We start from the raw sequence: 10,860 nt of genomic DNA, 5'->3' as shown, positions 1-10,860 counted from the left end.
GGCCTGGTCTCTGGCCGGTCGGTCTCTAGCGGTCCCCGAAGATGGTGCGGTGCCAGTCCTTCCTGGCCACTGCGGTGTTGTCGAACATTACGTGCTTGACCTGCGTGTACTCCTCGAATGAGTACGCAGACATGTCCTTGCCGAAGCCGGACGCCTTGTAGCCGCCGTGCGGCATCTCGCTGATGATCGGGATGTGGTCGTTGATCCACACACAGCCCGCCTTGATCTCGCGGGTGGCGCGGTTCGCCCGGTAGACGTTGCTGCTCCAGGCGGAGGCGGCGAGGCCGTACGGGGTGTCGTTGGCCAGCCGGATTCCCTCATCATCGCTGTCGAACGGCAGTACGACCAAGACCGGACCGAAGATCTCGGACTGGACGATCTCGCTGTCCTGGGCCGCGTCGGCGACGAGGGTGGGCCGGTAGTAGGCGCCGTCCTTGAGGTCGCCCTGCGGGGCCTCGCCCCCGGCCACCACGCGCGCGTAGGCACGCGCCCGGTCCACGAAGCCGGCGACCCGGTCGCGCTGGGTGTGCGAGATGAGGGGGCCGAGGTCGGTGCCGGGAGCGAAGGGGTCCCCGAGCCGTACGGTCTCCATCAGCGCGGCCGTCTGCTCCACGAAGGCCTCGTAGAGCGGTCGCTGCACGTACGCGCGCGTGGCGGCCGTGCAGTCCTGCCCGGTGTTGATGAGCGCGCCCGCGACCGCGCCGTTGACGGCGGCCTCCAGGTCGGCGTCGTCGAAGACCACGAAGGGGGCCTTGCCGCCCAGCTCCAGGTGGAGGCGCTTGACGGTGGCGGTGGCGATCTCGGCGACCCGCTTGCCGACGGCGGTGGACCCGGTGAAGGAGGTCATGGCCACGTCGGGATGCCCGACGAGGTGCTCACCGGCCTCCTTGCCGGCGCCCGTGACGATGTTGATGACACCGTCCGGGATGCCCGCGTCCGTGGCGGCCTGGGCGAACATCAGCGAGGTCAGCGGGGTCAGCTCGGCGGGCTTGAGCACGATGGTGTTGCCCGCGGCGATCGCCGGAAGGATCTTCCAGGCGGCCATCTGGAGGGGGTAGTTCCAGGGCGCGATCGACCCGACGACACCGATGGGCTCGCGCCGGATGTACGACGTGTGGTCGCCCGAGTACTCACCGGCCGACTGCCCCTGCAGATGCCGGGCGGCGCCCGCGAAGAACGCGATGTTGTCGATGGTCCCGGGTACGTCGAACTCGCGGGTCAGCTTCAGCGGCTTGCCGCACTGCAGGGACTCGGCACGCGCGAAGTCCTCGGCACGCTCCGCGAGCACGGCGGCGAACCGGTGCAGGGCGTCGGAGCGCTCGCCCGGGGTGGTGGCGGCCCAGTCCGGGAACGCCGCACGCGCGGCGGCCACGGCGGCGTCGACGTCGTCGGTGCCGGCCAGCTCGTAGGTGTACACCTCCTCGCCGGTGGCCGGGTCGACCACGGCGTGGGTACGGCCCGAGGTGCCCTTCGTCAGGCGGCCCGCGATGAACTGCGCGCCGTCCGCGAAGCGCTCCTCGGCGGGAAATCGTTCCGGGGTGGCGGTGCCCGGGTTGTGCATGTCGCTCTCCTCCGCCGTTCGCCCTGTCCCGGGGGGTGGGTGGCGTAGCTCCAGCTCGATTTGAGTGCCGATCCTGACAGAGCAATAGGACTCCAACAAGTGATTCCGTTGTTGAATTTTGGTTACGCGACGGAATCTGTCGGCCGAGATGTCGAGTCGGAACGGAAAAGGGCGGACGGAGTGTCAGTGGTGCGTGCCACACTCGCGTGCATGGGGAAGATCGACGGGGTGGAAGCCCTGATCAGGGAAGTCAGGGCAGGAGCCCGGATCAAGTACCTCCAGTTCTGGGGGCACCGTCCGCGGCCGGACGGCCGGCTCGGGGCGAGCTGCCTCAGCCAGTGGTGGCCGTCACCCTTCGTGGTGGACGGTGTGGAATACGCGACGGCCGAGCACTGGATGATGGCCGGCAAGGCGCGGCTGTTCGGCGACGCGGAGGCGGAGCGCCGGGTGCTGGCCGCGGGGCATCCCGCCGAGGCCAAGAAGGCGGGACGGCTGGTCCGCGACTTCGACGAGGCGATATGGGAGCGGGAGCGCTTCCGGATCGTGGTCGAGGGCAGCGTCCACAAGTTCGGGTCGGACGAAGACCTCCGGGCGTTCCTGCTGAACACCGGCGACCGCGTCCTGGTGGAGGCGAGCCCCGTGGACCGCGTATGGGGCATCGGCCTCGCCGCGGACGACGAGGCGGCCTCGGACCCCGAGCGCTGGCGCGGGCCGAACCTGCTGGGCTTCGCGCTGATGGAGGCGCGGGAGCGGCTGACGGGGGCGTGACCCTGCGGGGCTTCGGCGGGGGGGTGAGGGGGCCGGGGCGGCGGAGCGGCCGTCGGGCGGTCAGCGGTCGTAGACCGCGATGAGGAACGCGAAGAAGCCCAGTACCAGGACGATGCCGGCGGCACCGCAGATGATCCCGGCCAGGGCCACGCCCGGGTTGGTGGCCTCGCCCCGGCGGGCCTTGCCACGGCCCAGGGCGCCGAGGACCACGGCCATGACACCCATCACCAGGGCCAGCGGCCACGCACAGAAGCCGACCGTCGCCAGGATGCCCAGCACCAGGGAGGACGTGCCCATGCCGTTGTTCGGCTGCGGCTGCAGGCCCGGCCAGCCGTAGCCGCCCGCCGCGGGGTAGGACGGGATGCCGGGTCCGCCGTAGCCCGGCTGCGGCTGCTGGGCCGGGTAGCCGTACGGCATCTGTCCGGGGCCGTCGGGGGACAGGGGCGGCGGGGGTACGGGGGCCGTCTCCTGGGGCTGGTGCGGGGATGCCATGGGCGGCCCGTACGGGTTGCCGGGGGCGGCCGGAGGGGCGTAGGGGGTCGCCGGGTGGCCGGCGGAGGGGGTGGCAGCGGGCGGAGCGAACGGGTTCGACGGGGGTGCGAACGGGTTCACCGGGGCGCCACCGGGCGGCGCGGCGGCCGGGGGTGCGAACGGGTTCGCCGGGGCTCCGGTGGACGGCGCGGAGACCGGAGGGGCGTAGGGATCGGCCGGGCTGGCCCACGCCGGGGGGACCATGTCGGCAGGGGCGTCCGGGGTGGGGAGGGAGACGACCGTCTGCTGGTCGTGGACCGAAGGCTGCGGTGGCTGTGCCGGGGTTACCGGCGCACCGGACAGGCCGGACACGACCGTGTCACCGGCTCCCTGCCCGCTCACCGGAGAAGTGGACGGACCGCTCACGGGCTGCGCCGCTCCCGGCTGTGCGTCGGCCGGCTCGCCTTCCGCCGCCCGCCCGGGCGCCCCTGGCTCCCCGCTCCCCTTGTTCAGGGAAACCCGAGGCGACTCGGCCCCGTCCCCGGCGCCGTGCTCCCGTGGCGTCGGCTGTGGCACCTCGTCGGACATCGCTCAGGCCCCCCTGTGATCGTCGTCCCATCATGTTACGGCGCGGGTCCGGCAGCCGCGGGCCGGGGCCTACGATGATCCCGATTCATCGATCAGCCGATCACCCGCGCCCGGACGACAGACCTCGCTCCGCGGGCGCCGTTCCCGGGGAGGAACCCTTGACCGACCGCGATCTGCACGCCTTCATCGCCGGACTGCCCAAGGCCGAACTGCACGTGCACCACGTCGGCTCCGCCTCCCCCCGCATCGTCTCGGAACTGGCCGCCCGCCACCCCGACTCCAAGGTCCCCACCGACCCCGAGGCGCTGGTCGACTACTTCACGTTCACGGACTTCGCGCACTTCATCGACGTGTACCTGTCCGTCGTGGACCTGATCCGCACCCCGGAGGATGTCCGGCTGCTGACCTTCGAGGTGGCCCGCGACCTGGCCCGCCAGCAGGTGCGCTACGCCGAGCTGACCATCACCCCGTTCTCCTCGACCCGGCGCGGCATCGACGAGCTGGCCTTCATGGCCGCGATCGAGGACGCGCGCAAGGCGGCCGAGGCCGAGTTCGGCACCGTGCTGCGCTGGTGCTTCGACATCCCCGGCGAGGCCGGTCTGCAGTCCGCCGAGGAGACCGCCCGCCTCGCCACCGACGACCGGATCCGCCCGGAGGGCCTGGTGTCGTTCGGGCTCGGCGGGCCCGAGATCGGTGTGCCCCGGCCGCAGTTCAAGCCGTACTTCGACCAGGCCATCGCCGCCGGCCTGCACTCCGTCCCGCACGCCGGGGAGACCACCGGCCCGGGGACGGTGTGGGACGCGCTGACCGAGCTGCGCGCCGAGCGGATCGGGCACGGCACCAGCTCGGCGCAGGACCCCGAGCTGCTCGCCCACCTCGCCGAGCACCGCATCGCGCTGGAGGTCTGCCCGACCTCCAACATCGCCACCCGCGCGGTCCGCACCCTGGACGAGCACCCGATCAAGGAGTTCGCCCGGGTCGGCGTGCTGGTCACGATCAACTCCGACGACCCGCCGATGTTCGGCACCGACCTCAACAACGAGTACGCGGTCGCCGCCCGCCTCCTCGACCTCGACGAGCGGGGCCTCGCCGACCTCGCGAAGAACGCCGTGGAGGCGTCCTTCCTGGACGCGGCGGGCAAGGCCCGGATCGCGGCGGAGATCGACACGTACACCACCACGTGGCTCGCCCCCTGACCCCTGCGCGGTGACCATCACGCGATGGTCACAATGGGGGCCATGCAGACCGTGACCGCCGTGGCCCACCGCGGCGCCCCCTACCGCTTCCGCGAGAACACCCTCGACTCGCTGCGTTCCGCGCTCGACCTGGGCGCGGACGCGGTCGAGATCGACGTACGCCTCACCCGCGACGGCGTCCCCGTGCTGCTGCACGACGAGACGCTGAAGCGGCTGTGGGAACACGACCGCCCCCTGCGCTCGCTGTCGGCGGACGAGGTGCGCGGGCTCACGGCGGACGGGGTGCCGACACTGGCGCAGGCGCTGGCCGCGACCGGTGACAGCCGGGTGATGCTGGACCTGTGCGGGCGGGTCGACCGCCGGACCGTGCGGCAGGTGATGGACGTGGTCCGGCAGAGCGGGGCCCGGGAACGCGTGTACTACTGCGCGCACGCCGAGGCCATGCTCGCCGTCCGCGCCGCCGACCCGGCCGCCGAGATCGCCCTGACCTGGACGACCCTGGCCCCGCCCCGGCCGGCGCTGCTGGACGTGGTGCGCCCGCGCTGGCTCAACTACCGCTTCTCCCTGGTCGACCGGGACCTCGCGGCCCGCGTCCACCGCGACGGATACCTGCTGTCCGTGTGGACCCCGGACACCCGCCGCTCCATGCGCCGTCTCCTCGACCTGGGCGTCGACTCCATCACCACGAACCGCGTCGACGCCCTGCACGCCCTGCGCAACGGCGGCTACACGCGCGAGCGCTGAGGGACGGTCGCCGGGTCCGTGGGGGTGGTGCGAGTGACGTACTGCGGGACGGGTGCCGAGTCCGAGCCGTCGTCGCGGACCGGGCCGTAGCGGATGGCGCCCTGTGCGGGGCCGGTGATGACGTCCTGGTGCACCGCCTGCCAGCTGGACGGGAAGACGATGAGGCCGTAGTCGCAGCCGCGTTCGTCCTGGGTGAGGGTGACCGTGCCGTCCAGGTAGTAGTACTCGTTCTGCCACATCTGCTGGGTCCCGGCGGGCAGCACCGCGTAGCCGATGGTGGGGCCGCCCATGCCGGTGGCGTAGCCGTCGGGGCTGCCGGTGAGGGGGTCGTCCATCCGGCGGCCGCCGCCCGAGGCAACGTGGAACAGCTTGCCCCGCAGCCCGGTCCAGGCCGGCATGACCAGCGCGCCGGGCCGGGATTTGGGCGAGATCTGCCAGCGAACCTGGACATAGCCCCGGCCGCTGAGCGTGACGCTCTCCCCGTGGTGATAGATCACGGACTTGGCGCCGCCGGTGCTGGTGATGCCGGTCTCCGGCCGGTGGGGCAGGGCGACCGGGGGCGTGTCCTGGCCGGGTGCCCGGTCGACGGCGTCGACGACCGTGCCGTAGACCGCCTTCCGCCCGGTCCGTGAGGTGTGGGTGAGGGCGAGGCGGACCGGGGCGGGGAGGCCGAGGTGACGGACGGCCGGACGGCCGTGCGATCCGCGGTGGGCGAGGGCGCGGTGCGTGCGAAGGTGCTGGGCGTCCTGGCCAAGCCCGCCGTATGAAGCGAGTCGGCGAACCCGGTCGCCCAGCGCCTAGTCATGGCCACCCTCAAGCAGCAGCCGGAGCGCTGAGCGCCTCAAGCCGCTTGATCTTCTGCCGTACGACATACAGCGGGACGACTCCGAACACCCCGAACGACATGTCGATCACCGACCACCAGAAGGGGATTCCCCGGATCGGTCCGCAGATCAGGGCGAGCGGGATGATCCCCGCGCAGGCGATCATCCCGAACTCCACGACCCAGATGTTGCGGACCGGGTCGCGGTAGGGCCCGTAGAAGGCGACCGCGATGACGAGGTGCGCGAACGCCAGCCAGTCCGTGCCGTACAGCACGAAGGGGTACTTGGCGTCGACGGCGTCGAGCCCGTCCCGCACCCGCGAGATCCACTCCATGAACCCCGGCAGCAGCTCGGGCACGGACAGCGCCCGCAACCCGCTCTCCGTCCACCGGAGTTCGTGCACCAGCGGAAAGGCGGTGGCTCCGCTGAGCACAAGACACACGACGAAGGTGACCAACCAGACGCGAATGCCCTTCAGCAGGGCGGCTCTGTCGCTCATGCCAGGAGCGTACGCCTGCATTTGAACACGTTCAAAACCGCCCCCGGGGTGCGTGGCAGATCCGGGCCTCTCGGCACTGGTGGACCGGCCGTTCCCGTGGTGTGCTGGAAGTGGCGGGAAGGACCCCTTGAAGACGCGGGGAAGCGGCTCGCGGCCGTGCACCGCGCAATCAGGATCCGCGAGAAGTGGATGGAGCCCTTCCCGCCCTTCATGGCGTCTCTCCCCCCGCCTCTCAGGGCCGCCGGCGTGGGCCGAAGGGCCCGGGGTCGGGTCCGGGCGGCCCGTGGTGCGGGGATCCCGGGTGGCACAGGGTGGGGTCAGACGCCACGAAGGGAGCTCGTCCGATGACCTCGGCCACGACCACCATGAACGCGGCCCTCCCCGCCGAACACCGTGAACGGCTGATGCGGGTCGCCCGTGAGGTGTCCTTCGCGGCCGGGACACGGCTGTTCGAGGAGGGCAGGCGCGCCGACCGCTTCTGGATCGTGCGGACCGGCAGCGTGGCGCTCGACCTGCGGGTGCCCGGCCGCCGTCCCGCCGTCATCGAGTCGCTCGGGCACGGCGAACTGGTCGGCTGGTCCTGGCACTTCCCGCCGTACATCTGGCACCTGGGCGCGGAAGCGACGAGCCCGGTGCGGGCCTGGGAGTTCGACGCCGGGACGGTCCGGGAGATGTGCGCCGCCGACTCCGGGTTCGGGCGGGCGATCGCGGTCTGGGTGGGCCGGGTGGTGGCTCAGCGCCTGCCCGCCTCCCGGGTCCGGCTGCTCGACCTCTACGCCCCGTACGGCAGCGGTGGCCTGGTGTGACACCCAACTCCGGGACGGTCGCCGCGGCAGTCATCCCCTGCTCTCGCTGACCCTGCTCTCGCTGAAGCCCGTCAGCGCGCAACGCACGTCGACCACGCCCGGCACCGATCGCGCGAGCAGGATCGCGAGCGGTACGAGGACGGTGTCCTGGACCCGGCCGGTGAGCGTGACCACACCATCGTGCACCTCGACCCGTACGGGTGCCGTCCGGGTACCGAAGAGCCGGGTGACGACCTCGCGGCCGACGTCCTCGGCGATGTCCTCGTCGTCCCGCAGGAACACCGTCAGCAGGTCGGAGCGGCTGACGATGCCCTTGAGGGCGCCTTCGTCGTCGACGACCGGCAGCCGCTTGACCCCGCTCCGGGCCATGACGCGCGCGGCTTGGGCGAGGGTCGCGTCCGGCGCCACGGTGACGGCCGGAGCTGTCATCAGCTCCTGCGCCGTCACCCCGTCCGCCTTGCGCAGGTCGGCGGGGTGCCGCTGCCCGTACCGGCCCGGGTCGCCCTCGCGGTACTCCTCCTTCGGCAGCAGGTCGGCCTCGGAGACCACGCCGACGACGCGTCCACCGCCGTCCAGCACCGGAAGGGCGCTCACGCGCCACTCCCGCATGGTCCGCACGATCTCCTTGAAGGCCGCTCCCGTGCGCAGGGCGACGACCGTGCGGGTCATCACGTCGTTCACGACGGTCGGAGTGCCGTACATGGCGTCCTCCAGGGTGCTCGGATGCCGTCCCGCGGCACCTCAAGCGTGCGGCCACGGACCCGGCTGTCGCATGGGCCGAGTGGTCCCACCCGGGGCCGGATTCAGCCGACCACAGGCCCGCCGCCCACCGGGCGGGCCGGCAGCGGCACCCGCCACTCCAGCATGGCGCCGCCGCCCTCGGGGCCGGACACGACGAGGTCTCCGCCCAGCCGTTCCGCCCGCTCGGCCATGTTGCGCAGCCCGCTGCGGCGACCGCCCGGCGGGATGCCCACGCCGTTGTCCGCGACCGTCAGGAACACCTCGTGGCCGTCGGTCTTCAGGGCGACCTGGGCCCGGTCGGCGTGGGCGTGCCGGGCGATGTTGGTGAGAGCCTCGGAGAGCACGGCCACGACATGGTCGGCGACCTCGCGCGGCACGTCCGTGTCCAGCAGGCCTTCCATGCGCACGCTCGGGGCGAAGCCGAGCAGCGGGGCGGCCTCCCCCGCCGCGCGGACGACCCTGGCCCGCAGTCCGCTCCCGGCACCGCCCTCGCGCGCCCGCAGCCCGAAGATCGTCGACCGGATGATCTTGATGGTCTCGTCGAGGTCGTCGACGGCCCGCAGGACCCGCTCGGAGGCTTCCGGGTGCTCGATGAAACGGTTCGCGCTCTGCAGCGTCATACCGGTGGCGAACAGTCGCTGGATGGCCAGGTCGTGCAGGTCCCGGGCGATCCGGTCGCGGTCCTCCAGCACCGCGATCTGCTCGGCGTCCTGCCGCCGTTCGGCCAGCTCCATCGCGATCGCGGCCTGCGCGGCGAACCCCCGCAGCGTCTCGGTCTCGTTCTCCGAGAACGCCAGGCGGCCGGCCTCGCGCACCAGCAGGACCACACCCCGGGCACCGCCCTCCACCGTGCCGATGGGGACCGCGACCGCGGGGCCGAGTCCGGTGAACCGCGGGGCCTCCGGGGAGATCCGCGCGTCCTGGGTGACGTCGTCGGTGGCGACCGGAGCGAGGGTGGAGTACGCCAGTCCCATCAGGCTGTCGTGCAGCGGCAGCACCAGTCCCCGATGCTCGTCAGCGTCCACTCCGACCGCGATCTCGACGGCGAGCGACTCGGTGTCCTCCATCGGCAGCCCGACCGCCGCGAGGGCCGAGCCCGTGATCTCCCGGGCGCGCTCGGCAATCAGGTTCAGGGCCTCGGAGCGTCCGCTGCCCGACAGCAGGCTGTGCGTGATCTCCGCGTTCGCCCGCAGCCAGCGCTCCCGCAGCCGCGAGTCCTCGTACAGGCGCGCGTTGTCGATGGCCACGCCGGCCGCCACGGCCAGCGTCGACAGCACCGACTCGTCCTCCTCGTCGAACTCCGCGCCGCCCCGCTTCTCGGTCAGGTACAGGTTGCCGAACACCTGGTCGCGGACCCGGATCGGGACGCCGAGGAAGCTGCTCATCGGGGGGTGGTTCGGCGGGAAGCCGTACGAGGCCGGGTGCGCGGAGAGCTTCGCGAGCCGGAGCGGCTCCGGGTGCCGGATCAGCTCGCCGAGGATGCCGTGGCCCGCCGGATGCGGCCCTATCGCGGCGATCTGCTGCTCGGTGATGCCCACCGTGTAGAAGCCGGACAGCCGTGTGCCGTCCGGTCCGATGACCCCGAGGGCGGCGTACTCCGCGTCCACGAGCGCCGCGGCCGCTTCCACGATGGAGTGCAGGACCTGCTCCAGGTCCAGCTCCCGGCCGACGGCGAGCACCGCCTCCAGCAGGCTGTGCACCCGGTCCCGGGTGCCGCGGGCCGCGTCGATCCGGGCCTGCAGCTCCTCCAGCAGCTCGTCGAGCTTGAGCTGCGGCAGTCGTACACGGGGCCCCTCGGGACTTGCCACCACATCCTCCAGGTCACCTGGGCCGGTACACCCGGGCCCTCCGGGTCCCCATCACCGTATCCGGCATCGGCCGGTCGTCTTCGGCCGACCGCCACCAGAGGACCTCCGGTCCCTTTACGGGGACCGATCGGCACTGGCGCCGGCGCCGGCGCACGAGCGACAGTGGACACAGGAGCGGCACCGATCCCCCGCGGTGTCGCTCCGCCCGCATCCCGTGCCGACGCCGATGCCGAGGCGGAGGCGGAGGCGGAGGCGGAGAGGAATGAGAAGCGAACGACGCACCCCACGAAGAAGTCCCGCCATGATCACTGACAAGGACCCGGCGTCGCACCGGCGCGTCGACCTCGACCGCGCCGAGGCCCTGCGGCTGCTGGGCAGCGTGTCTCTGGGAAGGGTCGTCTTCACCCGGCAGGCCCTGCCCACCGTCCGCCCGGTCAACCACGTCCTCGACGGCGGTGACATCGTCATCCGTACCCAGGAGGGCGCGGCCCTGACCTCCCAGGCCCGGCAGGCCGAGAGCCCCGGAGTCGTCGTCGCCTACGAGGCCGACGCCATCGACCCGGACACGCACCTCGGCTGGAGCGTGGTGGTCACGGGGTATGCGCAGGTGGTGACCGACGTGGACGAACTGGCCCGTATCCGGGGGCTGTTGCAGCCGTGGGCGGCCCTGCCGGGGATGGACCACGCGGTGCGGATCCACCCCGATCTGGTCACGGGCATCCTGCTGACCGCGCGGGGCGACGCGCCGCAGGCCTGCTGACCGCGCCGACCGCGCGGGAGCACGGTGGAAGGCGACGCGCGTACGGTCGTACCCGCGTCGCCTTCCGCCGTACCGCCCCCTCACCGCCCCTCCT

The 10,860-nt window shown here is 72.4% G+C and carries 12 protein-coding genes; 6 read left to right on the top strand and 6 right to left on the bottom strand.

Annotated features, from left to right (window positions below; all coding sequences use genetic code 11):
- Positions 1-25 precede the first annotated feature (25 nt).
- Positions 26-1,561: a gamma-aminobutyraldehyde dehydrogenase gene (locus ACFYZZ_RS30295; RefSeq protein WP_389182499.1), complete on the bottom strand. Its 1,536-nt coding sequence runs from the start codon at positions 1,559-1,561 to the stop codon at positions 26-28.
- A 210-nt stretch (positions 1,562-1,771) separates the two neighbouring features.
- Here ACFYZZ_RS30295 and ACFYZZ_RS30290 point away from each other — a divergent pair, with 210 nt between their 5' ends.
- A complete protein-coding gene (locus ACFYZZ_RS30290) occupies positions 1,772-2,329 on the top strand; it encodes an NADAR family protein (protein ID WP_389182497.1) in 558 nt (185 codons plus the stop codon).
- Between the two features lie 60 nt (positions 2,330-2,389).
- Here ACFYZZ_RS30290 and ACFYZZ_RS30285 read toward each other — a convergent pair whose 3' ends face one another.
- On the bottom strand, positions 2,390-3,202 hold the full coding sequence (locus tag ACFYZZ_RS30285; protein ID WP_389182494.1) for a DUF4190 domain-containing protein: 813 nt from the start codon (positions 3,200-3,202) through the stop codon (positions 2,390-2,392).
- A 260-nt stretch (positions 3,203-3,462) separates the two neighbouring features.
- Here ACFYZZ_RS30285 and ACFYZZ_RS30280 point away from each other — a divergent pair, with 260 nt between their 5' ends.
- Both ACFYZZ_RS30280 and ACFYZZ_RS30275 read left to right on the top strand, forming a co-directional pair.
- The gene (locus ACFYZZ_RS30280; RefSeq protein ID WP_389182491.1) at positions 3,463-4,584 is read left to right on the top strand and encodes an adenosine deaminase; all 1,122 of its coding nucleotides are present in this window, start codon (positions 3,463-3,465) and stop codon (positions 4,582-4,584) included.
- A 42-nt stretch (positions 4,585-4,626) separates the two neighbouring features.
- A complete protein-coding gene (locus ACFYZZ_RS30275) occupies positions 4,627-5,328 on the top strand; it encodes a glycerophosphodiester phosphodiesterase (protein ID WP_389182488.1) in 702 nt (233 codons plus the stop codon).
- Here ACFYZZ_RS30275 and ACFYZZ_RS30270 read toward each other — a convergent pair.
- Positions 5,310-5,825, bottom strand: a complete 516-nt coding sequence (locus ACFYZZ_RS30270) for a hypothetical protein (RefSeq protein WP_389182485.1) — start codon at positions 5,823-5,825, stop codon at positions 5,310-5,312. The two genes, ACFYZZ_RS30275 and ACFYZZ_RS30270, sit on opposite strands and share 19 nt — an antisense overlap.
- 138 nt (positions 5,826-5,963) lie before the next feature.
- Here ACFYZZ_RS30270 and ACFYZZ_RS30265 point away from each other — a divergent pair, with 138 nt between their 5' ends.
- Entirely contained in the window at positions 5,964-6,095 is a 132-nt protein-coding gene (locus ACFYZZ_RS30265; RefSeq protein ID WP_389182482.1) for a hypothetical protein, read from the top strand.
- A 46-nt stretch (positions 6,096-6,141) separates the two neighbouring features.
- Here the strand turns inward: ACFYZZ_RS30265 and ACFYZZ_RS30260 are convergent, their stop codons facing one another.
- Complete coding sequence (locus ACFYZZ_RS30260; protein WP_389182479.1) at positions 6,142-6,651, bottom strand: hypothetical protein; 510 nt, start codon at positions 6,649-6,651, stop codon at positions 6,142-6,144.
- 344 nt (positions 6,652-6,995) lie between these two features.
- On the opposite strand from ACFYZZ_RS30260, the gene ACFYZZ_RS30255 reads away from it, so the two are divergent.
- Positions 6,996-7,457: a cyclic nucleotide-binding domain-containing protein gene (locus ACFYZZ_RS30255; RefSeq protein ID WP_389182476.1), complete on the top strand. Its 462-nt coding sequence runs from the start codon at positions 6,996-6,998 to the stop codon at positions 7,455-7,457.
- 30 nt (positions 7,458-7,487) lie between these two features.
- Here the strand turns inward: ACFYZZ_RS30255 and ACFYZZ_RS30250 are convergent, their stop codons facing one another.
- Positions 7,488-8,159: a CBS domain-containing protein gene (locus tag ACFYZZ_RS30250; RefSeq protein WP_389182473.1), complete on the bottom strand. Its 672-nt coding sequence runs from the start codon at positions 8,157-8,159 to the stop codon at positions 7,488-7,490.
- Positions 8,160-8,260: 101 nt separating this feature from the next.
- Entirely contained in the window at positions 8,261-10,006 is a 1,746-nt protein-coding gene (locus tag ACFYZZ_RS30245; protein ID WP_389182470.1) for a GAF domain-containing protein, read from the bottom strand.
- A 301-nt stretch (positions 10,007-10,307) separates the two neighbouring features.
- Between ACFYZZ_RS30245 and ACFYZZ_RS30240 the strand changes: the two genes are divergently transcribed.
- On the top strand, positions 10,308-10,766 hold the full coding sequence (locus ACFYZZ_RS30240) for a pyridoxamine 5'-phosphate oxidase family protein (RefSeq protein ID WP_389182467.1): 459 nt from the start codon (positions 10,308-10,310) through the stop codon (positions 10,764-10,766).
- Positions 10,767-10,860: the final 94 nt, after the last annotated feature.

The sequence above is a fragment of the Streptomyces sp. NPDC001816 genome, from assembly GCF_042892235.1.
GTDB lineage: Bacteria > Actinomycetota > Actinomycetes > Streptomycetales > Streptomycetaceae > Streptomyces.
The sequence above is the reverse complement of the archived record's forward strand: the minus strand, read 5'-3'. Positions and strand labels throughout refer to the sequence as shown.

Excerpts from the sequence above, each read along its gene's own strand:
- ACFYZZ_RS30295 (WP_389182499.1), bottom strand. The coding sequence starts at position 1,561 with ATGCACAACCCGGGCACCGCCACCCCGGAACGATTTCCCGCCGAGGAG.
- ACFYZZ_RS30290 (WP_389182497.1), top strand. The coding sequence starts at position 1,772 with ATGGGGAAGATCGACGGGGTGGAAGCCCTGATCAGGGAAGTCAGGGCA.
- ACFYZZ_RS30280 (WP_389182491.1), top strand. The coding sequence starts at position 3,463 with ATGATCCCGATTCATCGATCAGCCGATCACCCGCGCCCGGACGACAGA.
- ACFYZZ_RS30275 (WP_389182488.1), top strand. The coding sequence starts at position 4,627 with ATGCAGACCGTGACCGCCGTGGCCCACCGCGGCGCCCCCTACCGCTTC.
- ACFYZZ_RS30260 (WP_389182479.1), bottom strand. The coding sequence starts at position 6,651 with ATGAGCGACAGAGCCGCCCTGCTGAAGGGCATTCGCGTCTGGTTGGTC.
- ACFYZZ_RS30255 (WP_389182476.1), top strand. The coding sequence starts at position 6,996 with ATGACCTCGGCCACGACCACCATGAACGCGGCCCTCCCCGCCGAACAC.
- ACFYZZ_RS30250 (WP_389182473.1), bottom strand. The coding sequence starts at position 8,159 with ATGTACGGCACTCCGACCGTCGTGAACGACGTGATGACCCGCACGGTC.
- ACFYZZ_RS30240 (WP_389182467.1), top strand. The coding sequence starts at position 10,308 with ATGATCACTGACAAGGACCCGGCGTCGCACCGGCGCGTCGACCTCGAC.